20 protein-coding genes and 1 pseudogene are annotated in these 25,440 nt (G+C 65.0%); 6 read left to right on the top strand and 15 right to left on the bottom strand.

Annotated features, from left to right (window positions below; genetic code table 11):
• Positions 1–23 precede the first annotated feature (23 nt).
• Positions 24–1,874, bottom strand: coding sequence for a CocE/NonD family hydrolase (locus FHT98_RS13520; protein WP_248309216.1), 1,851 nt, complete (start codon positions 1,872–1,874; stop codon positions 24–26).
• Positions 1,875–1,974: 100 nt separating this feature from the next.
• Here FHT98_RS13520 and FHT98_RS13515 point away from each other — a divergent pair, with 100 nt between their 5' ends.
• Positions 1,975–2,889, top strand: coding sequence for a LysR family transcriptional regulator (locus tag FHT98_RS13515; protein WP_061970772.1), 915 nt, complete (start codon positions 1,975–1,977; stop codon positions 2,887–2,889).
• Positions 2,890–3,199: 310 nt separating this feature from the next.
• On the opposite strand, the pseudogene FHT98_RS13510 reads toward FHT98_RS13515, so the two are convergent.
• From FHT98_RS13510 to FHT98_RS13490, 5 genes and pseudogenes are all read right to left on the bottom strand, one after another.
• A pseudogene (locus tag FHT98_RS13510) lies at positions 3,200–3,589 on the bottom strand (HutD family protein); the annotation flags it as partial.
• Between the two features lie 122 nt (positions 3,590–3,711).
• Positions 3,712–4,665: an ABC transporter permease gene (locus FHT98_RS13505; protein ID WP_061970776.1), complete on the bottom strand. Its 954-nt coding sequence runs from the start codon at positions 4,663–4,665 to the stop codon at positions 3,712–3,714.
• A gap of 435 nt (positions 4,666–5,100) precedes the next feature.
• The gene (locus FHT98_RS13500; RefSeq protein ID WP_248309215.1) at positions 5,101–6,510 is read right to left on the bottom strand and encodes an NAD(P)/FAD-dependent oxidoreductase; all 1,410 of its coding nucleotides are present in this window, start codon (positions 6,508–6,510) and stop codon (positions 5,101–5,103) included.
• A gap of 83 nt (positions 6,511–6,593) precedes the next feature.
• Complete coding sequence (locus FHT98_RS13495; protein WP_142114353.1) at positions 6,594–6,938, bottom strand: RidA family protein; 345 nt, start codon at positions 6,936–6,938, stop codon at positions 6,594–6,596.
• 65 nt (positions 6,939–7,003) lie between these two features.
• Complete coding sequence (locus FHT98_RS13490; RefSeq protein ID WP_061970784.1) at positions 7,004–7,612, bottom strand: cupin domain-containing protein; 609 nt, start codon at positions 7,610–7,612, stop codon at positions 7,004–7,006.
• Between the two features lie 431 nt (positions 7,613–8,043).
• Between FHT98_RS13490 and FHT98_RS13485 the strand changes: the two genes are divergently transcribed.
• From FHT98_RS13485 to FHT98_RS13470, 4 genes are all read left to right on the top strand, one after another.
• Positions 8,044–9,546 (top strand): ABC transporter substrate-binding protein, encoded by a 1,503-nt coding sequence (locus FHT98_RS13485; protein WP_185745154.1) that lies wholly within the window; start codon positions 8,044–8,046, stop codon positions 9,544–9,546.
• Positions 9,547–9,592: 46 nt separating this feature from the next.
• Entirely contained in the window at positions 9,593–10,510 is a 918-nt protein-coding gene (locus tag FHT98_RS13480) for an ABC transporter permease (protein WP_091857331.1), read from the top strand.
• Positions 10,507–11,400 (top strand): ABC transporter permease, encoded by an 894-nt coding sequence (locus tag FHT98_RS13475; protein ID WP_142114351.1) that lies wholly within the window; start codon positions 10,507–10,509, stop codon positions 11,398–11,400. Before FHT98_RS13480 ends, FHT98_RS13475 begins: the two co-directional genes overlap by 4 nt.
• Before the next feature lie 97 nt (positions 11,401–11,497).
• Positions 11,498–12,439: an alpha/beta hydrolase gene (locus FHT98_RS13470; RefSeq protein ID WP_142114350.1), complete on the top strand. Its 942-nt coding sequence runs from the start codon at positions 11,498–11,500 to the stop codon at positions 12,437–12,439.
• A 218-nt stretch (positions 12,440–12,657) separates the two neighbouring features.
• Here the strand turns inward: FHT98_RS13470 and FHT98_RS13465 are convergent, their stop codons facing one another.
• The 8 genes from FHT98_RS13465 to FHT98_RS13430 are packed head-to-tail and all read right to left on the bottom strand — an operon-like array spanning position 12,658 to position 22,786.
• The gene (locus FHT98_RS13465; protein WP_142114349.1) at positions 12,658–13,815 is read right to left on the bottom strand and encodes a DSD1 family PLP-dependent enzyme; all 1,158 of its coding nucleotides are present in this window, start codon (positions 13,813–13,815) and stop codon (positions 12,658–12,660) included.
• A complete protein-coding gene (locus FHT98_RS13460; protein ID WP_142114348.1) occupies positions 13,812–15,554 on the bottom strand; it encodes a hydantoinase B/oxoprolinase family protein in 1,743 nt (580 codons plus the stop codon). The genes FHT98_RS13465 and FHT98_RS13460 overlap by 4 nt, the downstream gene beginning before the upstream one ends.
• Positions 15,551–17,626, bottom strand: coding sequence for a hydantoinase/oxoprolinase family protein (locus FHT98_RS13455; RefSeq protein WP_142114347.1), 2,076 nt, complete (start codon positions 17,624–17,626; stop codon positions 15,551–15,553). The genes FHT98_RS13460 and FHT98_RS13455 overlap by 4 nt, the downstream gene beginning before the upstream one ends.
• Positions 17,613–18,485 (bottom strand): ATP-binding cassette domain-containing protein, encoded by an 873-nt coding sequence (locus tag FHT98_RS13450; protein ID WP_142114346.1) that lies wholly within the window; start codon positions 18,483–18,485, stop codon positions 17,613–17,615. The genes FHT98_RS13455 and FHT98_RS13450 overlap by 14 nt, the downstream gene beginning before the upstream one ends.
• Positions 18,482–19,447: an ABC transporter ATP-binding protein gene (locus FHT98_RS13445; RefSeq protein ID WP_142114345.1), complete on the bottom strand. Its 966-nt coding sequence runs from the start codon at positions 19,445–19,447 to the stop codon at positions 18,482–18,484. Before FHT98_RS13445 ends, FHT98_RS13450 begins: the two co-directional genes overlap by 4 nt.
• Entirely contained in the window at positions 19,444–20,328 is an 885-nt protein-coding gene (locus FHT98_RS13440) for an ABC transporter permease (RefSeq protein WP_142114344.1), read from the bottom strand. The genes FHT98_RS13445 and FHT98_RS13440 overlap by 4 nt, the downstream gene beginning before the upstream one ends.
• Complete coding sequence (locus FHT98_RS13435; RefSeq protein ID WP_142114343.1) at positions 20,325–21,269, bottom strand: ABC transporter permease; 945 nt, start codon at positions 21,267–21,269, stop codon at positions 20,325–20,327. The genes FHT98_RS13440 and FHT98_RS13435 overlap by 4 nt, the downstream gene beginning before the upstream one ends.
• 14 nt (positions 21,270–21,283) lie before the next feature.
• A complete protein-coding gene (locus FHT98_RS13430; RefSeq protein WP_185745153.1) occupies positions 21,284–22,786 on the bottom strand; it encodes an ABC transporter substrate-binding protein in 1,503 nt (500 codons plus the stop codon).
• 201 nt (positions 22,787–22,987) lie between these two features.
• Between FHT98_RS13430 and FHT98_RS13425 the strand changes: the two genes are divergently transcribed.
• Positions 22,988–23,878: a LysR family transcriptional regulator gene (locus FHT98_RS13425; RefSeq protein WP_142114341.1), complete on the top strand. Its 891-nt coding sequence runs from the start codon at positions 22,988–22,990 to the stop codon at positions 23,876–23,878.
• Positions 23,879–23,941: 63 nt separating this feature from the next.
• On the opposite strand, the gene FHT98_RS13420 is transcribed toward FHT98_RS13425, so the two are convergent.
• A complete protein-coding gene (locus tag FHT98_RS13420) occupies positions 23,942–25,432 on the bottom strand; it encodes a mannitol dehydrogenase family protein (RefSeq protein ID WP_142114340.1) in 1,491 nt (496 codons plus the stop codon).
• Positions 25,433–25,440 lie beyond the last annotated feature (8 nt).

Here is a 25,440-nt window from a genome sequence, read left to right as displayed (position 1 = left end):
GAGCGTGATCTTTTGCGACCTTCTCAGACTGCGGGCCTCACCGGCAATCTGATCGTCGAATTCGTTGTGCCGCCGCGATGCAGCGTCAGCTTCGGCGGCCGGCCATGCGGCACCTGCCCGCAATGATCGGCATCGGCGCCCGCGATCGCGATGCGGATGCGGCTGCCTGCCTTGAAGGTCCACGACGTCGGCAGCAGCGCGAAATGCAGGCGCTGCGGCTCGCCGACCGGCATCGGCGCGGCGTCGGCCCGGGTGAAGCTGCGGAACGGCCAGGTCGTGCGATGCTCCGGCGGGCACTCGCTCTCCTTGCGATGCAACGCCCGCAGCAGCCCCTCGGTGACGTAGCGCACGGTGGCGTCGGCCTCGACCTCCGAAAGATACACGAAAATCGCGGCGTCGGGCTCGCTCGACGAAACAAGCAGATCGGCGATCACATGTCCCGAAACCTGCCAGTCCCGCTCCAGCGGCGCGGAATCGTAGCGCAGCATCGCCTCGTCGCGGCCCTGCCAGTCGATATAGTAGTCGCGGCTGTCGATCGCGGCGATGCGCTCGTAGCGGGTCTGGCCGCCGGTGCCCTTGCTGAAATCGACTTGATACCCGTCCGCGCCCGCGGCGCCGGCCTGCGGCGAGAGGCGCGCACCGTCGTCGAAATGCAGCGTTTCGCTGGCTTCGATCGGCGGCCAAGCGGCCGCCTCCTGCCAGGCTTCCTCATGCATGGTGTAGTAGTGGATCGGCGCCTCGTCGCGGAGCCCGGTGTCGAGCCCCATCAGGTACTCGTCGAAGAAGCGCAGCACCTCACCGACGATCGGGAAATCGGGCTCCACCTTCGGCCGCCAGGGCGAGCAGTCGATGCGCGCGCCATGGTCCCAGGGGCCGAGCAGCAGATGACGCTTCGGGTTCGGCAGCGTCAGGAAGCGGCTGATCGAGCCGTTGGCGTAGCCCGCGCCGTCCATCCAGCCCGAAACCGAATAGACCGCCACCTCTGGATCGATCCCATCATAGAAGCCGTAGGGGCTGAACTTAGCGGAGGTGAATTCCGGGTCGTAGGGCAGCGTGTCGCCCTTGAATTTGAACTCGGTGATGAAATCCGGCATGTGGAAATTGCCGATATGCTCGGTGATCGCCTGCCGGCAGAGCGCCCCGTCCGCATCCTCGTCCACCGGCTGCGGGCCGGCATAGTTCGGGTTGGCGTAGTAGGCGATGTTCTTCAACAGGTCGCGCCGGTCGTGGTCCATCGCGATCATCAGGTCGTCATAGACCCGCGCCAGCTCCTTCAGCAGGATGCCGCCCGGATAGTAATGGTCGGAATACGTGTCCCAGACCGCAAACAGCGGCGCGATCGCCTTGACCGCCTTGTGGCCGGTGCTTGCGAGGAAGTCGGACGCCGCGCCGAGATAGGACACGCCGGTGGCGCCGATCGCCCCGTTCGACCAGGGCTGCGCCACGATCCAGTCCGCGATGGCGCGGCAGTCCTCGCGCTCGCGCGGCGAACGGAAGCTGTCGCGCGTGCCGAAGCTCGCCCCCGTGCCGCGCACATCGATCACCACCAGCGCATAGCCGGCGGGTACGAAATTGTCGCGATAGCGAAAGGAACCGGGCGTGACCTCGTCGCCCTTCGTGACGTCCGACAGCGCGAAGCGGCGGTAATAGGGGGTAAAGATGGTGATCGTCGGAAACGGCCCCTTGGCCGCAGCGCCTTCCGCAGTCTGCGGCAGGTAGACATCAACGGCGAGCCTGCAGCCGTCAGGCATCGCCACATAGTGCGAGAAAGGCTTCTTCGAGACGCCGTAGGGGCGCTTCCGCTCCTTCAGATAGGCCCACGGAGTCACCCGCCAGGCTGGATTCTCGGTCCCCATCACAATCGCCCGTTTCATACCATTCCAGTTTGAAACACGAGCGTCGCAACACTCGACATATGCGTCAAATGCGTAATAACGAATCAATAGTGCCTTTTTCACATAAGAGCGGCGTCGAATGCTGGGGTTGCGAGGTTTGGAGGCGCTGCGCGCCTTCGTCGAGGCCGGAACGGTATCGCAGGCTGCGGTCCGGCTCGGACGTACCCAGCCGCAGATCGGGCGGCTGCTCAGCGCGCTCGAGGCCGAGCTCGGTTTCCAGCTCTTCGATCGGCACAACAAACGCCTGACGCTGACCGCCGAAGGCCGCGAGTTCTACCAGCATGTCGAGCGGCTGCTGCAGGGCCATGACGGACTCGAGCGCTTTGCCTCCCAACTGCGCCGCGGCGGACGCCACCACATCCGCGTGCTCGCCGCGCCGCATGTGGCCGAAGCGATCGTCATCGATGCGGTGGCCACGCTGTCCCGGAGCGACCCACGCTTCACGGCCAGCGTCGATTCGCGGGTTCGCATCGACATCGACAACTGGCTGGGCCAGGAGCATTTCGATCTCGGCATCACCGTTCTCCCGATCAGCCATGCCGGTTTCGAGACTGAGGAATTCTTGCGCATCGAGGCCGTGGCAGCCATGGCGGACAGCCATCCGCTAGCGCGGCTGGAGGCGGTGACGGTCGCGGACCTCGCCAGCACCAGCTTCATTGCCACCCACCGCCGCTCGCTGATCCAGAAGGAGATCGAGCGCCAGGCGGACGAGACAGGAGTTGCGCCTGATTCGCGCTTCGAGACGCAGAGCGGCATGATCGCATGCCAACTCGCGGCGCGCGGCCTCGGCTGTTGCGTCGCGGACCCCTTCGTCGCGCATTCGAGCGGAACGCCAGGCTTGATCTTCCGGCCGTTCCGCCCAGCCATCGAACTGCGCTACGGCTTCGTTTTCCCCGCCTGGCAAAGCCGCTCGCGATTGGGACGGGAACTTTCGGGCGCGATCGCAGAGCGCGCGAAAGCGCTTTGGGGCACGATCAGGACGTCTTTCGGTTAATCTGCCGAGCCGGAGGCTCGGGATGATAACCCGCCCGATGAGCCGATTGCCGGATTGAAGGTCCGCTCATCGACACCAAATCGGGAGCATCCAGATTCTTTCGATGTCGCGCGAGCGTTGTTCTCGTAGCCAAATGCGTTTAGCCCTTCGGAGTGGCCGGCAAGATCGTTTTTGCGGGCCGCTCCGTTCTGAGGCCCGCAATGTTCCGCGCTGCGGTGCGCTTCCCTGCTGCTGGAAGGCAATGCGATTGCCGTCAGGAGCCAATGTTCGCCCATGGCGCAACGCCGCAGAACGTGCGGTGGTCATCCGCTCATTTGGTATAGATCGACGCTGCGATGAGGGTGCCGGTCTGGACGGTAGCCACGAACGGCTCTGCCGCTTCAAGGGCGATCGCGTCTCCCGCCGAGACGTGATGCATGGTGCCGGTTAGACAAAGGTGGGCGTCTTCCTTCACGGCATAAAAAACATGGGCGCCCGGTCGAAAATCTGCACTGCTCCCTGCGCCCATGGCCGTCATTCCACCGGTAGCCTCGGATCGGTTGATCATCAGATTGAGGACTTTTACCGGTCCATTTTCCAATCGGCTGACAATCTTCAACTCGCCGCCATACTGAACCGGCTTCAAAGCCTCGGACAGGTCGATCGTCGCTGAGCCCGCGTCGAGAAACAGGCCTTCGCCTTCTACGACAACCTGATGGCGATCGTAGCAAGGGCGCGAGCGCGGGCCCGAAGACCACGGCCACCATCAGCACCGAGAGGATGACGACCCCGGCAATGCCCAGGGGGTTCCTCAGCAGGCGGCCGAGCCAGGGCGGCATGAGGTCAGTCATACTTGATGCGCCTGTCGACGAGAGCATAGGAGAGATCCGCGATCAGGTTGGCGAGCGCGTAGATCGCCGAGATGATCAGCGCGACGCACTGCAGAAGCGGCAGGTCCCGGTTCTGGATCGCGAAGATCATCAGCCGCCCGATTCCGGGATAGGCGAAGACCTCCTCGACGACGAGAATGCCGCCGATGAGGTAGCCGACATCGAGGGCGATGATCGTGATGGTCGGCAGCAGGCTGTTGGGGAGCGCGTGGCGCCAGAGCACGGCGCGGTGCGAGAGCCCCTTGAGCCGAGCCGTTCGGACATAGTCGCTCTCGAGCACTTCGACCATTTCCGACCGGGTCTGGCGTGAGATATGGGCGGTCATGACGATGGTCAGCGTCACCGCAGGCAGGACGAGATGGCTCAGGAAGGCGGCCACGCCGCCTTCGGCGACCGAGACATATCCCCCGGCAGGAAACAGGCCGAGCTCGGGGCGGGTGAAGATCACCAGCAGCAGCGTGGCGGTCACGAACTCGGGCAACGAAACGCCGATATAGGACCCGACGCTGACCGCGACGTCCGTCGGCCGCCCCTGCCGGTCGGCGGCGAGGACGCCGAGGGGGATCGCTACGATCGTCACCAGAATGAGCGCGACGGCCCCCAGCACCGCAGAGCGCGCGAGCGCCGTCAGCGTCAGGTTGAGGACAGGCTGTCCGATCGCCAGCGAGGTGCCCCAATCGCCTCGAAGAATGCCACCCAGCCAGTCGCCATATTGGACGATGCTCGGCCGGTTCAGCCCAAGCTTGATGACGAGTTCTTCGATCTGCCCGGGCGCGGCATGCTCTCCCAAGATCATCTGGGCAGCGTTGCCCGGGAGAATTTGGGTAACAAAAAATATCGCAGCCGAAATGAGAAATAGCGTAACAATGATGTAAGCTAATCTCTTGAGGATAAACTCTGCGGACATCCTGTTCTAAATTCCCCTGCGTCGTCAGGCCGCCTCAAATCAAGGGCGTTCTTATGCCGACTAAGGCAGGTTAGAAGCATTCAATCCGATCTCAAGATGGTTTCTCGTTATGTCGTTATACGATCAGGTTATAAGCGAGCCGACGAGCGAGAAGCACTCCTATAGGCATCTTCGATTGGTTGTGGCTCGCCATTGCTTGCAGCATGTCGGAAGGGACACGCAGACGAGCGCTCGGATGCGCGAAATCCGTTCCCCAGGCCTGCAACGCCAGTTCGGCTTGAGTGTCGACGTGCGCACCGAAATTCTCGATAGCCCCGTTCTGGTCGATGCCTAGATCGGCCAGCGGGCTAACAAGACAGGACAGCTGAACTTCAGCTCCTCGATCGCTTTTGCGAGCGGCAGCGAATGACTGCTTTGCCGCAGTATGGGAGGTAATCAGCGGGTGCCGATACGCAGCCCGAACACCTTCGGAATCGCGGCAGCCGCGCGCATCGCCACCGAGGGCGTCTCGCGGCGTTCGTCCGCCTCCTCGCAGCCGATAATGCCCCAGCGCACGAAACGGCCTCCGACAACCCGGAAAGGCTCCGGCGGCAGCGCGGACAGCTCTCGGCGGCAAAACGGAAGATTGGCCCATTCATCCTGCTCGCCGAGGACGAGCGAAGCGAGAGATTGTCCGCCGATATAGGTGGGGTTGACGCCATGGCCGGAATAGCCGCAGCCATAATGCACGCGCGTGCTGGGCAAGGTCCGGAAAAACGGCAGGCGATCGGACGAGACGTCGAGGCCACCACCCCAGATCCTGGCCACTCCGACATTGCCCAGGCCGGGCAGAAGTCGCCGCAGGCCACGCTCAGCCCTGGCGGCCGATGCCGCATCCTGCGTCAGGATGGGGTCGACCGCGTTGCCATTGTAGCTGATCGGGCCCGAGCCCGATCCCATCAACACACGCCCGTCGATGGTCGTGCGGAAATAATGCACGAACATGCGCATGTCGGCGAGGCCTTGCTCGCCCGTCCAGCCGATCTCCTCCAGCTTCTCAGGCACGGGCTCGGTCATCAACGCATAGCTTGAAAAGACGCTGACATAGGGTTTGATCTCGCGACGGCTGGCGAGACCGGTATTGGTGGCGAGAACGACGTCGCGTGCGAGAATCTGCCCGCCCGGCGTCCGAAGCCGGTTCGGCGAGCCGCTGTCCAGACCGGACAGAGGCGTGTTTTCGTAGATCGTGACGCCTGCCTCGATTGCGGCGCGGCGCAATGCCCGGGCGAGCCGGGCCGGGTGCACATTGGCACCTTCGGGGAGGTAGATGCCGCCGCGGAAGACGGGCGACTTGCAATAGGCCGCGACTTCCGCCGGTGAGAGCGCCCTGGCGGTGTCGGAGACTCCCAGCCGTTCGGCCGTCGCGACGGAGGCTGCGACCTTGGCGTCCTGCGCTGGACAGGTGGAGATCCGGACATTGCCGCTTTCACGCCACCAGACGTCACGCCCCGGCGCGGTCGCGAAGCGGCGGATGGCATCCTGCGCCTTGGTGCCGGCACGGGCGACGGCGAGCGCGGCATCGGCGCCGAGCGAGGCTTCTATCCCGCCGAGCGAACCCCAGTAACCATGGGTCTTGCCGCCATTCTTGCCGCTCGCCCCCGAGCCGCAGAGCGAGGCCTCGATGAGCACCACGCTCAGTCCAGGCGCGCGCTCGCGCAGAGCCAGAGCCGTCCATAATCCCGTGAAACCGCCGCCGACGATGGCGACATCGGCCGTGATCTCACCGCTGAGCGAGGGCGACGGCGCCACGCCGCCCTCCGCCTTCAATGCATCGGTGAACCACCAGGACGGATCACCTGGGAGCATGCTGGGAACAGCAGGATCTCGTGACATGTCGCAACCGATTTTCTTGAAGAAGGACGTGGAAAGGCGCGGCGCCTGCGGCGCCCCTAGACGAGCGCCTGAACCTGAACCTCGACCAGGATGTCGTCGGCCGCGAGCCGGGACTCGACCGTCGCGCGCGCCGGCGGCCGCTCGGGGTCGACCCAGGTTTCCCAGACGGCGTTCATTTCGTTGAACGTGCCGACATCCTTCAGCCAGATATTGGCCGTGACGAGACGGGTGCGGTCGGTGCCGGCCATCGCGAGGTAGGAATCGATCTGGGCCAGAATATCGGCCGTCTGTTCACGCACGCCGCCGCTGCGGTCCTTGGCGGTCAGCCCGGAGAGGAAAGCGAAGCCGTTCGCAATCAGGACCTTGCTCAGGCGGCCGGTGACTTCATGACGGGTGATCATTGTGCCTCTGTTCGTTGCGCGAGTGGAAGAAGACCGGCGGGGCGGAACCAACCGCCGCCTACCGCTTAAAGGTGTGCCTCTCTGATACGGATGATCCAGACCAGCTTGGCCTCTTCGCTGCTGCGATTGACCAGGTGATGCGGGATGCTGCTCTCGAACTGGAAGCTGTCGCCCTCGCGGATCTCCGCCACGGCGTTGCCGACAGCCAGCTCCACCCGGCCGGAAAGGACGTAGCCGGCCTTGTCGCCCGGCCCGGTCAGGACGTCGTCGCTGGTCGCGCCCGGCGGCAAGGTCAGGATCATGAAGCGGAGCTGGTTGTTATCCTTCGGCGACAGCAGCTCCTTGGTCAGGAGGCCGGGCCCGACGACGAAGCGCGGGCGGTTTTCCCGGCGACGCACGAAGGTTGGCTCGTCATTCGTCTCCGGCTCCCGCTCGAGGAAGGCCCAGAGATTCACCCCGAGTGCGCTCCTCAGCTTCTGCAGCGTGCTGATCGAGGGGTTCGAATTGCCGCGCTCGATCTGGCTGATGATCCCGGCGGACAGCCCCGCCTTTGTCGCCAGTTCGAGGATCGTGAGCTTCCTGTCGGTGCGGAGCGCGCGCAGCCGCTGCCCGATCTGGGCGGCGTCATCATCGGAGGGCGCCGGATCGGTCGCGACAGAGAGAGGCTTCGGCATGCAGGGAAATCCATTAAAGTGAAAACAGACCATAGTGAAATTCATTGAAGGGCGCAATTGCCTTGATGCGATATTGGCCTCCAACAAAATTATCAAACGATATCAGCACTATTAGAGACCTCGCGGCGCAGCAACCCTCATGGGACACCTCAATCTCTTGACATCGAATTCAACATAGTGAAGCAATGTTCACGAAGCCCCGGAGAAAGTCGCCTTGGGAGGCTCGAATGCCGCAGTTTCGCAGATGCCTTCCGGGAAAGGCGTCGCTGTCGCCGACATCGCTGTCAAATCGGCATGCCCGCCGCAGCGCCGGGGTTCCTCCTGCGCTTGCTGACCTTCGGAGTTGTGACCCGTCCAGATGGCCAGGCGAAACGGCTGCCGCTGCGCGGCCGGAGAACTCGATCATTTCCAACGATATCAAGGGGATTGCGATGACCGTCTCACGCGCTGCTGCTCTGTTGCTCGGCCTTGCTGCCGCAACTCCTGCCTTTGCCGGAAAGGCCAACGACACGCTCACCGTGTCATGGGATCGCGAGCAGACCACCCTCGACGTCTATTACTTCACGGATCACTCCGGCCTCACCCTGATGAACAACGTCTGGGACGGGCTCGTCGATCGGGATCCCAAGACCGGGGAGTATGTCGGTAATCTCGCCACGAGCTGGAAGTGGGAGGGCCCGACCAGCCTCCTCTTCGAGCTGCGGAAGGGCGTCAAATTCCATAACGGCGAGGATTTCGACGCCGACGACGTCGTCTACACGATCGACTACGTCAAGGATCCCAACAACAAGATCCTCCTGGTGCAGATGGTCAGCTGGATCGACGCCGTCGAGAAGGTCGATCAATACACCGTGCGCATCAAGCTGAAGCGCCCGTTCCCGGCCGCGCTGGAATATCTCACGCTGGGCGTGCCGATCTATCCGGATCAATACTACAAGAAGGTCGGCACCGCCGGAATGGGCAAGAATCCGGTCGGCACCGGTCCCTATAAGGTCACCTCGTTCTCCCCCGGGCGCGAATACGTGCTGGAACGGAACGACGCCTATTTCACAGGCGGGACGAAGCCCAAGGCGCGCATCAAGCGGATCGTCGTCCGGACCCAGAAAGACCTCAACCTGATGATGGGCGAACTGATGACCAAGCGCGCCGAATTCCTGTGGCGGCTGACGCCGGACCAGGCCGACCAACTGGAGAGCATCCCCACCATCCGGGTCGAGCGCTCGCCAACCCTGCGGGTCGCCTTCCTGACCTTCAATGCGCTTGACCCGCAGTCGCCGCTCGCGCGCCCCGAGGTCCGGCGCGCCGTCGCCCATGCGGTCAATCGCGACGCGATCGCCAAGAATCTCATCCGTGGCGGAGCGGCCACGCTCAAAACCGTCTGCGCGACCAAGCAGCTTGCCTGTCCCGCGCCGGGGGTCGATTACGCCTATGATCCGGCCAAGGCCAAGGAGCTTCTCGCCAAGGCGGGGCTCCCGGACGGTTTCGAGACCTCGATCGGCTCGACCTCGGACCGCTTCATCACCGAGGCGGTGATCGGCGATCTCCAGCGCGTCGGTATCCGCGCCGCCATGAACTTCAACGTCTGGGCCGCCTTCCGCGACAAATGGGTCAAGCGCGAGATGCCGCTCTTCCACGCCTCGACCGGCTTCTGGGGTATCAGCGACGCCTCGATCGCCTTCGGGACCTATTTCGGCGAGGCGCCGCAGGACCTTTCGCGGGACCCGGTCGTGACCGAGGCGATCCGCAAGGCGGACGGCACGCAATCTGTCGAGGAGCGGACGAAGTTCTACAAGGAGGCGCAGGACCGCATCCTGGATCAGGTCTATTGGCTGCCTCTCGTTGAAATCGTCAACAATTACGCTTTCTCGAAAGAGCTCGATTTCACGCCGTCTCCGGATGAGATCAACCGCTTCTACCGCGCTTCCTGGAAGTGACCTTCATGAACCTTTCGATCGGCCCCAATTCTGAGGGAGGTTCGCATTGGCAAGTTTCGCGCTGAAACGAATCCTCGTCGCCGTCCTGGTCGCCTTCACGGTCTCGGTCGTGTCGTTCACCGTGCTGCGCCTCTCGGCCGATCTCGCCCAGGCGCTGGCCGGTGAGGGCGCAAGTTCCGAGCAGGTCGAGCAGATCCGCATCAGCTATGGTCTGGATCGGCCGCTTGCGCTGCAATATCTCGACTGGCTCGGGAACATCATCCGCGGCGATCTGGGGGAATCGTACTACTTCAAGCAGCCGGTCTCGGCGCTGATCCTGGAACGCGTCCCGGTCACCTTCACCGTCGCGACGCTGGCGATCGGGCTGGCCCTGCTGCTGGCGATCCCGCTCGGCATCTGCGCGGCCCTGAATCGAAACAGCTGGCTGGACCGGCTCTGCCTGACGACGGCGGTGGTTGGCCAGGCGGTACCGAGCTTCTGGCTCGCGCTGATGCTGATCTACATCTTCGGCCTGCACTGGCAGTGGTTGCCCTTGTCGGGAAGCGAGGAGTGGCAGGGCTTCATCCTGCCGATCATCGTGCTCGCCTATTATGCGATGCCGGCGATCATGCGCCTGACGCGGGCGGGGATGATCGAGGTGCTGCATGCGGACTACATCCGGACCGCGCGCGCCAAGGGGCTGAGCCTCAGGGCCATCGTCACAACCCATGCCCTGCGCAACGCGCTGATGCCGGTCGTGGCGCTCGCTGCGGTCCAGTTCGGCTTCCTGCTCGGGGGCTCGACGGTCGTCGAGACGGTCTTCGCGCTGCATGGCGTCGGCTATCTCAGCTGGGAATCGATCCAGCGAGCCGACTTCCCCGTCGTCCAGTCGATCGTGCTGATGTTCTCGATGATCTTCGTGGTCCTCACGCTGGCGTCCGACCTGCTGAATGCCGCAATCGATCCCCGGGTGCGTCTGCAATGACCGATATGTCTCTCTCCGGGCCGTCGTCGGCCTCGGTGCTGGGCGCGCGCGCCAGGCGTTGGCTGCGCAACACCGGCGCGAGCGTCGGCGGCGCGATCGTCCTCCTCGCCGTTCTCTGCGCGGTCGCGGCGCCGCTCCTGGCCCCGTATGACCCTTATCTCCAGGACCTGCCGATGCGGCTGAAGCCGCCGGTCTGGGCAGCGGAAGGCAGTTGGGCCCATATGCTGGGGACCGACCAGCTCGGCCGCGATTATCTCAGCCGCCTGATCTACGGCAGCCGGATTTCGCTGCTGATCGGCTTCGGCACCGTCCTGATCTCGGGCTCGATCGGTATCCTGCTGGGCATGCTGGCCGGCTTCTATGGCGGCCGCCTGGATCTGATGATCTCCTTCTTCGTCACCGTGCGGCTCGCCATGCCGATCGTTCTGGTCGCGCTCGCGGTTGTCGGGCTGATCGGAAGCTCTCTGACCGTCGTGGTCGCTGTTCTCGGCCTGCTGCTATGGGATCGCTTCGCTGTGGTAACGCGGGCCACGGTCATGCAGTTGCGCGACAGCGAATATATTATCGCAGCGCGCTCCTATGGCGGCTCCGACGCCAGGATCATGCTGCGCCATGTGCTGCCGAACATCCTGGGTCCGATCCTGGTCGTGTTCACGCTCGAAATCGCCCACGCGATTCTGCTCGAGGCAGCGCTCTCGTTCCTGGGGCTCGGTGTTCAGCCGCCGCTTCCATCCTGGGGACTGATGATCGCGGAAGGGCGGAATTACGTCTTCTTCACGCCCTGGGTGATCACGATTCCCGGTGTCGCGCTCGTGGTCCTGGTGCTCGGCATCAACCTGCTGGGCGACGGGCTACGCGACCTGAGCTCGCCGAGAGACGCTGCCGACTAAATCCCAGACATGTCCAGCCCGGCAAGTTGCCGTGGATCTGATGCCTTCCGAGTGGCCGATGCCGCGCCACGAATGACCGAAGAAGAGGAACGCCGAAATGATTGAACATGCGATGACGGAATACAAGAAGCGGGTGAGCGAGGTTCGCGGTGGGTCGAAGGCCCGCCCGCGCGATCCCAATGAGCGCCGCGCGCAGTTCGAGGCCTATGCCGACATCTTCAAGGAGCCGTATCCGGCGAGCATCACCGTCACCAACTGGTTCATCGCCGCGCCGGGGCGCGAGATTCCGATCCGGATCTACAGCCAGAAGACGGACGAGAAGCAGCCGACGATCGTTTACTTCCATGGCGGCGGTTATATGTCCGGCAGCCTCTATACCCACGATACGGTGGTTGCGAACCTGGCGGCCGGCACCGGCGCCCAGATCGTCGCCGTCCATTATCGCCGGGCTCCGGAGAACCCCTATCCGGCTGCGGTCGATGACGGCTTTTTCACGCTGCAATGGCTCGAAAAATACGCCGATCGCTACAAGATCGACCTCGACCGCCTCGCGATCGCCGGTGACAGCGCGGGAGGCGGCCTGACCGCGGCCATCTCGATGATGTCGCGTGATCGCCAGGGGCCGAAGCTGGCGATGCAGGTTCTGCTGTATCCCGGCCCGATGAACACGAATATCGAGACCGACAGCTATGTCCGGATCAACCACGATCCGCAGTTCAACAAGAACGACCTCGAATTCTATCTGAAGGCCTATCTGTCGGATAAGCTCGACACCAAGGATCCTTATGCCGTGCCGCTGCAGGCCACGAACTACGCCGATCTGCCGCCGGCCTTCATCCATGTCGCCGAGCTCGATCCGCTTTACGACGAAGGCCTGCTCTACGGCGAGCGGATGAACGCGGATGGCGCGAAGGCCGAGGTCCGCGTGGCCAAGAACCTTGAGCACAGCTTTCTGCGTGCCGTCACGGTGTCGCCCGAAGCCCGGGAAGAAGCGGCCTATCTCTACGCCACGATCAAGCGTGGCCTGAGGATCGGCTGAGCGATCTTTGGGGTGGGGGCAAGGTTTCCACGCCGCCCGCCCCATTGCTCAATGCAGGACAGCACCTCGCGCCGCGGTCCACGGGTCGGCCCCAAATCCCGTGTCACCCCCGGATCTGGTCTTCAGCATGGCTGCGGATTTGAGCTGAATGTCCGGTTTCTGGTGATGGATCAATGTCCGCCCCTGGCGCTTGCGCCTCTTACAATACCCGCCCAGCCTCAGTCAGCACGTCCCCGAGCCTCGACCATCCATAGCGCAACCAGCTTCTCGTTCTGGACCACGTGAAGGACGTCATGCAGGTTGATGGTGGGGTCGCAGTGCGGAACAGTGCACTCGACAACCGTGCCGATTGGCAACGCAGATTGTCCTTCCGACGCAAGGACGCGGCCGAATTCGTCGCCGCACCATTCGATCCGCCCGACCAATTCTCCGTTCAGGAAGACGCGTGGCGGCGGCCCGTCGAGCGCGAAGCTCTTGCTGCCGCCATCGGTAATGGCGAAGCCGAGTGAACTGTGCCCGATCACGGTGACGGCGATGCGCAGCGCCGGCTTGAACTCCGGGCCGCCTCGGCCATGCATGTCGACACTGCCATAGGCTTCGTCCATGAAGACATAGGAGCCTGCCTGAATCTCGGTCAGCAACCGATCCTCGCCATCGAGGAGATGGCTGCCGGTGCCGCCGCCCGAGACGATCTCCGGTGCCATCCCAGCCTCGCGCAGCGCCTCGATCATCGACGCCAGCAACCTGCCCATCTCTTGATTGGCGGCGCGACGCGCGATGAAGTCGTCGATATGCTGGACACGGCCTTGATAGGCCTGGACACCGCGATAGCGCAGCCCGTGCAGCCCAGAAACGAGCCTCGCCAGTTCGACAGCCTCAACCGGCGTCGCGACGCCGCTGCGCTTCAGCCCGACATCGAGATCGACCAGCACATCGAAGGCGGTGCCGTGCCGCTGTGCTGCCTCGGCATAGGCGGTGGCGAGATCGGCTCGGTCGACGACGACGCCGATACGCCCGCCCGCGGCGGCTGCGCGCGCCAACGCCTCGATCTTCGCTGGGCTGGCGATCGGGGCGCTGAGCAGGAGATCGCGCACGCCGCCCTCGAACAGCGCAAGCAACTCGCCTGGCTTGGCGCAGCAATTGCCGAGCGCACCTGCTGCCATCTGCCTGCGCGTGATCTCGGCGCATTTGTGCGATTTCGCGTGCGGTCTCAGGCTCAATCCGGCCTTCCGGCAGGTCTGTGCCATCAACGCAATATTGTGCTCGAACAGATCGAGATCGAGTACGGCGGCCGGCGTCTCCAGCCGCGCCCGGCTGCCCTCCTCGCCGACGAGATTCGTGTTGAGCGCAGCCGCGCCGAACAAGGTCCTGCTCATGTCCTCGTCTCCACAAGCGCAGCGCGGCGGTGAACCGTGGCGTCGTGATCGATGCTCACGCCGTCGGCGGCAAAGACCACGCCGTAATCGCGCGCAGCGCCCTCGGACGTGACCTTGCCCTCGCGCAGGTCGTCCTCAACGCGGATGGGATCGCGGCGCAACGCATCGCCAGAACCGCCGCCGCCAGCGCCGATCAGGCGGAAGACATCGCCGGCTCGCGCCGTGAAGCTCTCCATCGGCATGGTGGGCAGGCCCTGCTCCGTGCCATCCGCGCGGATCAGGACATGGGCCGAGGGCGCGCCGGGGCGGCCCCCCTCGAAACCGAAGGGCGGATGGTCGCGCCGGTCGCCACGCAGCACGAAGCGGACCGGTGCGAGGAAGCGGAACTCGCGGATGAAGGAGAGCCCGCCGCGGAACTCGCCGGGCCCACCCGTATCCGGCACGAGACCATAGCGCAGTACCTCGACCGGCATGTCGGCCTCGATCATCTCGACCGGCTGGTTGGAGAGATTGGCGGCGGGGTTGGAGATGCCCTCGATCCCGTCCTTGCCGGCGCGTGCGCCCCAGGTGCCGACCACCATCTCGTTGAGCACGAAGGGCCGACCCTCATGCGTGCCGCCGGCGGCGAGCAGATAGGGCCCGCCCTCCGAGCCGCCGATGGCGCGCTCCGGCACGATTTGCGCCAGTGCCTGCATGATCGCATCGAAGACGCGATAGCCGACGACGCCGCGCGCCCCGCAGGCAGCCGGATAGCGCGGATTGACAAGGCAGCCCTCCGGCGCCCTGACCGTGATCGGCCTGAGATAGCCCTCGCAATTCGGGATGTCCTGCTGCGACAGGCAGCGTATGGCGCAGAAGGAGGCCGATTCCGGCAGCGAGATCGGGCAGTTGATCGAAGCCGCGACCTGGTCGGCCGTTCCGGCGAAATCGATGTCGATCGTGTCGTCCGCCACCGTGACGGTCGCGACGATCGGCAATGGTTCGGGATTCACCCCGACGCCGTCGATGTAATCGGTCGCGCGGTAGACGCCGTTCGGCAGGGCGCGGATGACCTCGCGCATCATCGCCTCGGCATGGTCGTGCAGCGCGTCGATATAGATGTCGAGAATCCCGGCCCCATACCGGGCGACGAGCGTCTTCAACCCTTCCTCGGCTACATTGCAGGCGGCGATCTGGGCGCGGATGTCGCCGAGCACCTCGACCGGCGAGCGCGTGTTCGCCTCGAGAATGCGGAACACCGCTTCGACCGGTTCGCCTGCGTCGTAGAGCCTGAGCAGCGGGATGCGCAAACCTTCCTGCTGGATCTCCGTCGCGTAGATCGCGACGCTGCCGGGCACGATGCCGCCGAGATCGGTGTGATGCGCCACCGTCGCGGCAAAGCCCGAAAGCCGGCCGCCGACGAAGATCGGCTTCAGGATGTAGATATCCGGCAGATGCTGGCCACCCGAACCATAGGGATCGTTGGCGATCAGGATGTCGCCCGGTTTCAGGCCGTCGCCATAGCGCTCGCGGACGAAGCCCATGATCCGCGGGAAGGAGCAGAGCTGGATCGGCAAGGTCAGGCCCTGCGCGATCACCCGGCCCTGTGCATCGCAGAGCGCGGTGGAATAATCCATGATGTCGCGCACGACGGGCGAGTAGGCAGAGCGCATCACGATCAGCGCCATCTCGTCGGCGGTCGAGGCCAGCGCGTTGCGGATGACTTCGAGGGTGATCGGGTCGATCTCGCGCTTGCTCATGCAGCCTCCAGAGCGATGTCGATATTGCCGGCCTCGTCGAGCCTGGCGCTCTGGCCAGGTCCGACCACGCAAGTGCAGTCGTATTCCTCGATGACGAAGGGTCCGCGCCGCGCCGTGCCGTCGAGATCGGCCCGGCCGATCACGGCGATGGCCGCAGCCGGCGCGCCTGCAGCGAAGGAGACCGGCCGGTCGGTCCGGCGCATCGGCGCTTCCCCGGCGAATTGCTGGGGCGGGGCGACCAGCGGCAGACGCGCCGTCAGGCGGGCATTGACGAGATGGACCGCATCCTTCTGCGAGCGATGGCCGTAGGTGCGCTCGTGCTCGCGATGGAACAGCTCATTAAGCTCGGCGATGTCGAAGCGTCTGGCCGGCACGGTCAGTTCATAGGCCTGCCCGACATAGCGCAAGTCGGCGGCATAGCGGAACTCTGCCTGCGCGAGATCATAGCCTTCGAGCGCCAAGATACGGCGGGCATCGGCGCCGAGCGCGGCGAAGAGCTGCTCAAGCCCGGCATCGTCCAGTTCGCCCGCCCGCCGTCGCGAGGGGCGCACGAACTCCTGCTCGACATCGGAGCGCAGCAGGCCGAGCGCGCTGAAGACACCGGCGGCGCGCGGGACGATGACGCGGCGGATGCCGAGCGCGCGCGCGACCTCGGCCGCGACCACCGGGCCATTGCCGCCGAAGGCGACCAAAGTCGCCTGGCGCGGATCACGGCCCCGATAGGTCGAGACCGCCTTGACCGCCCGCGTCATGGTGGTGACCGCCAGCGTCAGCACGCCACGGGCCGTCTGCTGGAGGTCGAGGCCGAGCGGGCGCGCGACCTGGTCGTCGAGCGCTGCGCGGCCCGCATCGGCCTGGAGCGGGAAGCTGCCGCCGGCAAGCGCGACGTCGTTGATGTAGCCCAGCGTGAGGAAAGCGTCGGTCAGCGTCGCCTGTCGGCCGCCCAGCCCATAGCAGACCGGTCCCGGATAGGCGCCGGCGCTCTGCGGGCCGACCGAGACCTGGTTCATCCGGTCGATCGCGACGATGCTGCCGCCACCGGCGCCGATCTCGGAGACGTCGATGAAGGGCATCTTGATAGGGTAGCCGCCGCCCTTGACCAGCTTGCTCGACAGGTTGATGCCGGCGCCGACCTCGTATTCGGTGGTGCGGGCCGGCTCGCCATGCTCGATCAGCGCCGCCTTGGCGGTGGTGCCGCCCATGTCGAAGGAGATGATGCTGGGCTCGTCGCTCCCGGAAACCAGCCGCGCGCAGGCGATGACGCCGGCTGCCGGGCCGGATTCGACCAGCGAGGCCGCGCGCTTCACCGCCGAACCCAGCCGCATGATGCCGCCGCCGGAATGCATCATCTCGACCTGGCAGGTGACGCCGATGGAGGCGAGCCGCGCCGTCAGCGCGCTGGCATAATTGCGCACGACCGGGCCGATATAGGCGTTCACCACCACGGTCGAGGTGCGCTCGTATTCGCGGATCTCCGGCAGGATCTCCGAGCCGCGGCAGATATAGACGCCCTCGCCGAGCTCGGCGCGCAGGATGCCCTCGGCCTCGATCTCGTGCTGCGGGTTGGCATAGGCGTGGAGGAAGCTGATCGCGACAGCCTCGACGCCTTCGTCGCGGAAGCGCTGCGCCGCTGCGACGACATCTTCCCGCGAGAGCGGCACGCGCACCGCGCCATCGGGACCGAGACGCTCGCTGACCTCGAGACGCAGGCGTCGCGCCGCCAGCGGCTTCGGCTTGTCGTATTGCAGGTCGTAGAGCACCGGGATGCGCAGGCGGCGCATCTCGAGCACGTCGCGGAAGCCGGCCGTGGTGAGGAGCCCGGTGCGAGCACCCTTGTATTCGAGGATGGCGTTGGTCGCGACCGTGGTGGCATGAACGATGCCGGTGATGCGGTCGGGCGTGGTCTGGTAATCCTCGACCAGCGCCTTCAACGCCTGAGCGATGCCGCGGCTGTAATCATCCGGGGTCGAGGGCACCTTGCGGGTCTCGATCAGCCCGTCGTCGCGCGCGACGACGATATCGGTGAAGGTGCCGCCGATGTCGATACCGATCCGGTAGCTATGCTGCGCCATGGATGTCTTCCCGGGTTTCTGGGGTCGCCACATCGGCACGCACGGGCAACGGCGTGCGTCGGCCGGCGAGGCCTTTGGGCACGGCGGCGATCAAGGCTTGGGTGTAGGGGTGCTGCGGCCGGTCGAGCACGTCGAGGCAAGGGCCCTGTTCGACGATCGCGCCCTTTCGCATCACGACGATACGGCTGCACAGCGTGCGCACCAGCGCGAGATCATGGCTGATGAAGAGCAGCGTCAGCCCGAGTTCGCGGGTCAGGCGAGAGAGAAGATTGATCACCTGCGCCTGCAAGGAGACGTCGAGCGCCGAGACCGGCTCGTCTGCGATCAAAACCTCCGGCTTCATCGCCAGCGCCCGCGCCAGGCCGATGCGCTGGCGCTGCCCGCCGGAGAGTTCATGCGGCAGGCGCGACCCGATCTCGCGGCCGAGTCCGACCAGCGTCAGCAGGTCGACGATCTCGCTCTCTCGTTGCGGCTTGGGCACGCCGCGCAATGCCAGTGTCTCGCCGAGGCAGCGGGCAACGCTCTTGCGCGGGTTCAGCGCGCTGCTCGAATCCTGGAAGACCATCTGGACACGCCGGCGCCATGGTCCGGCATGGTCGCGCATCAACTCCGTCATCGACTGACCGTCGAGCAGGACCTCGCCCGAAGTCGGCTGCGCCAGCCCGACTGCGAGGCCCGCCAAGGTCGATTTGCCCGAGCCGCTTTCGCCGACGATGCCGACGACATCGCCGCGCATGACATCGAGGCTGACACCGTGGAGCGCGACGAGCCGATTGTCGCGCCTGCGCAGACGATCGAGCAGCCCGCCTTGCGAGAAGGATTTCGAGACGCCGCGCAACGAGAGGACCGGGCCGGTCATCGCGGCCTCCAGCAGGCAGTGCGGTGCCCGGCCTCAGTGACCAGCGCCGGCATCTGGCTGGCGCAGGGCTCGGCGGCATCGGGGCAACGCGGCGAGAACGGGCAGCCGGCCGGCAGGCGCCCGAGCCGCGGCGGCGCGCCTTCGATCGCCGTCAACGGGCCGACCGGGCCGGACAGGCTCGGCACACAGGCCTTGAGCAGGCTGGTATAAGGATGGCGCGGAGCGCGCTCGATCGCCTCGACCGGCCCATCCTCCACGACCTTGCCGCCATACATCACCACGACGCGGTCGACGATCTCGGCGACGAGCTGGAGGTTGTGCGAGATGAAGACGACGGCGAGGCCGAGCTCGCGGCGCAGTTCCGCGATCAGGTCAACGATCTGGGCCTGGACGGTGACGTCGAGGGCCGTGGTCGGCTCGTCGGCGATCAGGAGGCGCGGCCGGCAGGCGATCGCCATGGCGATCAGCGCGCGCTGGCGCATCCCGCCGGAGAATTCGTGCGGATAGGAGGCAAGGCGCCGGCCGGCATCGCGGATGCCGACGCGCTCCAGCGCTTCCGCCGCGATATGCCTGGCTTCGGCTGACGAGACGCCGTGATGCGCGCGCACCACATCGGTGATCTGGCGGCCGATGGTCAGCGCCGGATTGAGCGAACTCTGCGGGTCCTGGAAGACCATGGCGATGTCGCGTCCGCGCAGCGCCCGCATGCGCTTCTCATCAGCGGCGAGCAGGTCCTCGCCATCGAAGACCACCCGCCCGCCGGTGACGCGCGCAGGCGCGCCGAGCAGGCGCATCACCGCCAACATGCTGAGGCTCTTGCCCGAGCCGGATTCGCCGACGATGCCGACGGCTTCACCGGGCGCGACGCAAAAGTCGACGCCGCGCACGGCCTCGACCACACCGCCATCGGCGGAGCGGAAGCCGACGCGCAGGCCCTCGACGCTGAGCAGGGCCGGGCTCATGCGACCAGCGTCCTGGCTTCGCTGCGCGGGTCGAACAGGTCGCGTACCGCATCGCCCAGCAAGTTGAAGCCGATCACGGTCAGCGAGATGGCTAGCCCCGGAAACACGGGCAGCCACCACTCGCCAGAGTAGATCGCGCTGCGGGCATCCGAGAGCATGGTGCCCCAGCTCGGCTGTGGCGGCTGCACGCCGAGGCCGACGAAGCTGATCGAGGCCTCGATGACGATGCCGATCGCGACCAGCAGCGTGCCTTGCACGATGATCGGCGAGAGGCAGTTCGGCAGCACGTCGCCAATGACGATCTGCCAGTGCGAGGCGCCCTGCAGGAAGCGAGCGCGGACATAGTCGGCCCCGGCGATGCGCTTGGCGACCGCGTAGGTGACGCGCGCGAAGACCGGAGAGAACAGGCAGCCGACGAGGACCACGATCTTGACCTCGTTGGGCAACAGCAACGGGCCGAGCGGCATCGGCCCGACGCCGAGGATGCCGACGATGGCGATCGCCCAGACCAGCAGCGGGATTGAGGCGACGCCGTCGACGATGCGCATCACGATCTGCTCGCCGAGGCCGCCCTTGTAGGCGGCGAAAACCCCGGCGGAGACGCCGATCAGTCCGCCGATCAGCACGGCACCGATCCCGACAAAGAGAGAGGCGCGTGCACCGAACAGGATGCGGCTGAGGATATCGCGCCCGCCTTGGTCGGTGCCGAGCCAGTGCCTCATGTCGGGCGCGGCCAGCCTGTCCTCGATATTGAGCGCGAGCGGGTCGTAAGGCGCGATCAGCGGCGCGAAAATCGCGGCGAGCACGATCAGCCCGACGATCCCGGCACCGAGCCAACCACTCCAGTCGAGGCCATGCAGGGCTTTGCGCAGGCTGCTCATGCCGTCGCCCTCTGGCGCGGATCGAGCACGCGGTTGATCAGGTCGGCACCGAGATTGGCGAAGACGAAGATCGCGGTGAACAGGAAGACGATGCCCTGCAGCAGCAGGAAGTCGCGCTGCGAGATCGCGTTCAGCAGCGCACGCGACAGGCCGGGAATGTTGAAGACCTGCTCGATGATCAGCGCCCAGCCGAACATGTAGCCAAAGGACAGCGCCGCGAGGTTGACCACCGGCGGCAGCGCGTTGACCAGCGCGTAGAACACGACCTGCCGGGAGGAGAGGCCCATGGCCCGGGCGGTGCGGACATAATCGCCGCGCAAGGTTTCCTGCAGGCTCGCCTGCGTCATCCGCGCCAGCACGGCAATGTAGTAGACCGCGAGCGAGAGCGAGGGCATCAGGATGCTCTGCAGGTGCAGCGACAGGCCGGCCGAAAGCGGGACATAGCCGCCCGGCGGCAGCAGGCGCAGATCGACCGCGAGGAAGCGGATCAGCACGATGCCGAGCCAGAAGGCCGGGATCGAGAGGCCGAGCACCGAGGCGAAGCGGCTCACCCGGTCGAAGGCTCCGCCCGGCTTGAGCGCGGCGAGCACGCCGATGCCGATGCCGAAGACGAGCGCGATCAGGAAGGCGAAGAGCACGATCGCCAGCGTCACCGGCAGCGCATCGGCGATTTCGTTCGCGACATCGCGGCCGGTGACGAAGGACTTGCCGAAATCCCCATGCGCGACATCCCCGAGCCAGGCGACATATTGCGCCAGGAAGGGGCGGTCGAGGCCGTGTGCCTGCTCGAACTGCACGATCTGCTCGGCGGTCGCATCGGCCCCGAGCACGATCCGGGCCGGGGAGCCCGGACCGGAGCGCGTCAGCGCGAACAGCGCGAGGCCGACGAAGAGCAGCGTGCCGATCGAGGAGACGATGCGGCCTGCGACGAGGCGGAGCATGAGCGATCAGGCCCTCAGAGCTTCACTTCGCCGACGCTCATCGTCAGCGCCTGGTTCACCTTGAAGTTCTGCACGCCCTGGCGCCAGAGATTGGAGGCATGCACGAAGCCGAGCACGCCGATCGGCGCATCGCGGGCCAGGATCATCTGCATCTTGCCGTAAATGTCCTTGAGCTTGGCCTGATCGCTTTCGGCGAAGGCAGCCGACATCAATGCGTTGAGCTCGGCATTGTCGTAGCCGGTGCTCTTCGACAGGAACTGCCCGGGCATCACGGTATTGGCGATCGTATAGGTCGGCTCACCCGGCGACATGTAGACCTGCATCGCCATCTGATGCTCGCCCCGGGCGATCTGCTGGATCAGCACCGAGAACTCGTAGACCTTGAGGTTGAGCTTAATGCCGATCTTGGCGAGCTGCGCCTGCAGGAAGATCGCCGCGTCCTTGGTGTCGAGCAGATAGGGCTCTGCCTGGATGCTGATGTCGATCTCGGCGCCGTTGGGATATTTCGACTTGGCCAGGAACTGCTTCGCTCTCTCCAGGTCGAAAGCGATTTCCTTGTCGGCCTCAGGATTGTACCACCAGCCCCGCGGTGGCGCGAGCCCGCCGGTCGGGTCGAGCAGGCCGTAATAGACCTTGTCGGCTATGGTCTTGCGATCCGTGGCGCAGGCCAGCGCCTTGCGGAAATTCACATCGTCGAACGGCGCCTTGAGATTGTTGGTGAACATCAGCAACGAGCCGCCCAGCGTCGGCCGCGAGGCGCCGGTCACGTTCGGCATGGTCTTCAGGCGATTGAACTCGCGCGGCGGCGGGGCGCTGATGATGTCGACCTGCCCGGTCAGCAGATAGGCGACACGCGTCGCATCCTCGGGGATCATCTTGACCACGAGCCGGTCCCAGGCCGGCAGGCCCTTGCGCCAGTAGTTCGGGTTCTTCCTGAAGCTGATATAGTCGTTCGGCTTCCACTCCTCGAAGACGCCGAACCCGGTCCCAACGCCAGCGGGCCTCTGCTTGAAGTACTCGTCGCCATGCTCCTTGCGGGAACCGGCGGGGAAGATGCCCATGTACTTGGTGAGGAAATAGACCCACTGCCCGTAGGGCTCGGCGAGCTCGACCTGGACCTTAAGCGTATCGAGCACGCTCACCTTCGCGATCTTGGCGAAGATCGGCCGGCGGAGCGCTTTGTTGGCGGGATCGAGGAGATAGTCGAAGGAGTATTTCACGTCCTCCGCCGTCATCTTCTTGCCGTTGTGGAAGGTGACGTCGTCGCGCAGCTCGAAAGTATACGTCTTCTGGTCGGCCGATACGGTCGGCAGGGCCTTGGCGAGCTGCGGCTTCAGCACGCCGTCGACATCGTATTCGACCAGGTTCTCGAACACGGTCTGGCCGAGCACCATGGCATCGTGATTGAGCTGATTTATCGGATCAATGGTGATTGGATTGCTCGGCAGGACGATGGTCAGCGTCTTGCCGTTATTGGGCTGGGCGTGAAGCAGGCTTGCGGGCAAGAGGCTGCCCAAGGCTCCGCCTGCTGCAGTTGCGAGAAAAGCACGGCGATTTGTCGGCACGGTCAGCATCGAACTTCCCCTGTTTTATTGGCAATGCCTTGGCGGCGCCGGAAGCCGGCGCCGCGCCGAACGAGAGAAAGCTAGATCGCTGCGCCGACGATTAAAAATAGGAAGTGCTTGCCGCTTGATTGCCTTTCGCTATCGTCTTGAACGATGCGCTATACCTTCGGCCAGGCGGAAGCGTTCTACTGGGTGGCCCGGCTCGGCGGTTTCCGCGCCGCGGCCCAGCATCTCAACCTGTCGCAGCCGACGGTCAGCCTGCGCATCAAGGAGCTGGAGCGCATCCTCGGCGGAGAGCTCTTCGACCGCTCGCTCTACCGTCCGGCGCCGACGACGCTCGGCAATGCGATCTATGCCGATACCGAGCGCATGCTTGCCCATGCCGAGCAGGTGCAGCGTCACAGCAAGGACGGCCTGCGCGGCAGGAGTCTCCTGCGGATCGGCGCCGCCGATTCCTTCGCAGCCGCGATCCTGCCCGATCTGCTTGCCCAGCTGGCGCGCCGCCATGCCGAATTGCAGGTCGACGTCACCGTCGACTTCAGCACCAAGCTTGAACAGCTCCTGCTCGATCGCTCGATCGACATCGCCTTCCTCTCGCAGCCGCGCGCCCATGAAGGGGTCACCATCGTCCCGCTCTGGCTGATCGATCTGGTCTGGGTGATCGGCGAGGGCCTTCCCTTCAGCGGCAATATCGCGACGCCCGAGAACCTGGTCGACTTGCCGATCTTTACCAACAGCTCGCCGTCGGGCCTGTTCACGACCATCCAAATGTGGTTCGGCGCGCACGGGCTGAAGCCGCGTCGGCTGAATACGTGCAATCCGCTGACGGTGATAGCTCGCCTCGCGAGCGCCGGCACCGGCGCGGCGATGATCCCGCGCGAGATGATCCATCTCTCGGGAGAGAAACTGGCATTACGCGTGCTGGAAGCGCGCCCGGCGATCCCATCGCACAATCTATGCGCGATGTGGTGGAACAACGAATCTGCCGATGAATGCAGTTACCTCGTTAACCTCGCTGCCGATATCGCGAAGATCGGACGGTAACTAGTCTCGGTATATAAGTGTCCGCTTCCTGGCAGAACTTGAATGTCAGCTTGTGGGGCGCCCCTACCCTTGTCGACGTGAGGCCAAACGCTCGGCCTCATCGAGGGTATGATGGGTCCCGAGATTGTAAAACGATGCCAACCAGCGATGCGTAGCCTCGACGAGAAGAGGGTTGTCGCCCAACTCGCCGAACAACGACCGCTCAGAAAGAAGCGGCCGAGGATCGCAGCCCCCCTCGATCGCTCTCTCACGCAGAATCTCAGCAATGGGATGCGAAACCTGGATAGGCTTCCCCTGCTCATCCGTTCCGCGAACACGACGCAGCCAAGCCGCGAGAGCCAGTGCGAGGAACGTCACATCGCCGCCGGACTGCAATCTGTCGCGGATCGGATCGACGAGGTAGTTCAAGGGCGCGTCGGTATTGACGCGCTGCACGGTGTCCCGAATGGCCGGATTGGCGAAGCGTTCGATGAGCCGCGCCTTGTAGGCCGCCAGATCGACGCCCGGAATGTCCGGCAATGTCGGTCCTGTTTCGCGCTCCATCAAGGCCATCATGACCGCGCGGATTCGCGGATCGGCGAGGGATTCATCGATCGTGACGTATCCAGCGAGCTGACCCAGGCCGGAAACAGCGAGATGGCTGGCGTTGAGCAATCGCAGCTTCATGAACTCGTACGGCGCGACGTCCGGCACGAACTGGGCTCCGACCTGCTCCCAGGCCGGGCGACCTGCTGGAAAGCGGTCCTCGATCACCCACTGGCTGAAGGTTTCGGATATGACGGGCCAGCGATCCGCGAGACCGTGCCGGGTGGCGAGCTCATCGATATCCGCCTGCGCCGTGACAGGCGTGATGCGATCGACCATCGTCGAGGGAAAGGCGACCTCGCGTTCGATCCACGCCGCAAGTGCATCGTCTCTCAAGCCGGCCAATGCCAGGACAGCCCTGCGGAGAACCTCCCCGTTGTGCTGGATGTTGTCGCAGGTCAGCAGCGTCGGAGGGGCCGTTCCGGCATGCTTCCGCCGACGAAGCGTCTCGACGATCAGGCCGATCGCGCTGCGGGGATTGCCGGGGCTTTCGAGGTCGGCGCGAATCAGCGCGTGATCGGGATCGAGCTGCTTCGTCGCCGGATTCAGGCAATAGCCGTTTTCCGTGACCGTGAGGCTGATGATCCTGATCGCCGGGTCGTCGAGCTTCGCCAGCAGTGCTTCACTTGACTGCGTGGCATCGACAAGGCCGACAAGCGAAGCGATGACCCGAGCGCGCTCCTGAGCCCCCTCCCGCTCGACGAGGGTGTAGAGCGCGTCCTGCGGAGCCAGGCTTTCTCCCATGCGCCGATCATTGGGCACCAGCAGGCAGCCGAGGATTCCCCAGTCGAGCGCTTGGGGATCCTCCTCCATCAATTCCTGCGTGTATCGCGCCATATGAGCGCGATGAAAGCCGCCCAGACCGATATGAGCGATGCCTGCCTTGACCTGCGCCGGGTCGAATCGAGGACGTTCCACGGAGGGCGGTAAGACCGGCAGGTTACGACGGTTCAGCGCGATGGGGGGCATGGCAGTCT

The organism is Allobosea sp. AK1, assembly GCF_006714945.1.
In the GTDB taxonomy this organism is placed as follows: Bacteria; Pseudomonadota; Alphaproteobacteria; order Rhizobiales; family Beijerinckiaceae; genus Allobosea; species Allobosea robiniae.
The sequence above is the reverse complement of the archived record's forward strand: the minus strand, read 5'-3'. Positions and strand labels throughout refer to the sequence as shown.

Excerpts from the sequence above, each read along its gene's own strand:
- FHT98_RS13515 (WP_061970772.1), top strand. The coding sequence starts at position 1,975 with ATGCTGGGGTTGCGAGGTTTGGAGGCGCTGCGCGCCTTCGTCGAGGCC.
- FHT98_RS13470 (WP_142114350.1), top strand. The coding sequence starts at position 11,498 with ATGATTGAACATGCGATGACGGAATACAAGAAGCGGGTGAGCGAGGTT.
- FHT98_RS13440 (WP_142114344.1), bottom strand. The coding sequence starts at position 20,328 with ATGAGCAGCCTGCGCAAAGCCCTGCATGGCCTCGACTGGAGTGGTTGG.
- FHT98_RS13450 (WP_142114346.1), bottom strand. The coding sequence starts at position 18,485 with ATGACCGGCCCGGTCCTCTCGTTGCGCGGCGTCTCGAAATCCTTCTCG.
- FHT98_RS13505 (WP_061970776.1), bottom strand. The coding sequence starts at position 4,665 with ATGTCCGCAGAGTTTATCCTCAAGAGATTAGCTTACATCATTGTTACG.
- FHT98_RS13435 (WP_142114343.1), bottom strand. The coding sequence starts at position 21,269 with ATGCTCCGCCTCGTCGCAGGCCGCATCGTCTCCTCGATCGGCACGCTG.
- FHT98_RS13465 (WP_142114349.1), bottom strand. The coding sequence starts at position 13,815 with ATGAGCAGGACCTTGTTCGGCGCGGCTGCGCTCAACACGAATCTCGTC.
- FHT98_RS13420 (WP_142114340.1), bottom strand. The coding sequence starts at position 25,432 with ATGCCCCCCATCGCGCTGAACCGTCGTAACCTGCCGGTCTTACCGCCC.
- FHT98_RS13520 (WP_248309216.1), bottom strand. The coding sequence starts at position 1,874 with ATGAAACGGGCGATTGTGATGGGGACCGAGAATCCAGCCTGGCGGGTG.
- FHT98_RS13425 (WP_142114341.1), top strand. The coding sequence starts at position 22,988 with ATGCGCTATACCTTCGGCCAGGCGGAAGCGTTCTACTGGGTGGCCCGG.
- FHT98_RS13460 (WP_142114348.1), bottom strand. The coding sequence starts at position 15,554 with ATGAGCAAGCGCGAGATCGACCCGATCACCCTCGAAGTCATCCGCAAC.
- FHT98_RS13485 (WP_185745154.1), top strand. The coding sequence starts at position 8,044 with ATGACCGTCTCACGCGCTGCTGCTCTGTTGCTCGGCCTTGCTGCCGCA.
- FHT98_RS13495 (WP_142114353.1), bottom strand. The coding sequence starts at position 6,938 with ATGATCACCCGTCATGAAGTCACCGGCCGCCTGAGCAAGGTCCTGATT.
- FHT98_RS13455 (WP_142114347.1), bottom strand. The coding sequence starts at position 17,626 with ATGGCGCAGCATAGCTACCGGATCGGTATCGACATCGGCGGCACCTTC.
- FHT98_RS13475 (WP_142114351.1), top strand. The coding sequence starts at position 10,507 with ATGACCGATATGTCTCTCTCCGGGCCGTCGTCGGCCTCGGTGCTGGGC.
- FHT98_RS13490 (WP_061970784.1), bottom strand. The coding sequence starts at position 7,612 with ATGCCGAAGCCTCTCTCTGTCGCGACCGATCCGGCGCCCTCCGATGAT.
- FHT98_RS13445 (WP_142114345.1), bottom strand. The coding sequence starts at position 19,447 with ATGAGCCCGGCCCTGCTCAGCGTCGAGGGCCTGCGCGTCGGCTTCCGC.
- FHT98_RS13500 (WP_248309215.1), bottom strand. The coding sequence starts at position 6,510 with ATGCTCCCAGGTGATCCGTCCTGGTGGTTCACCGATGCATTGAAGGCG.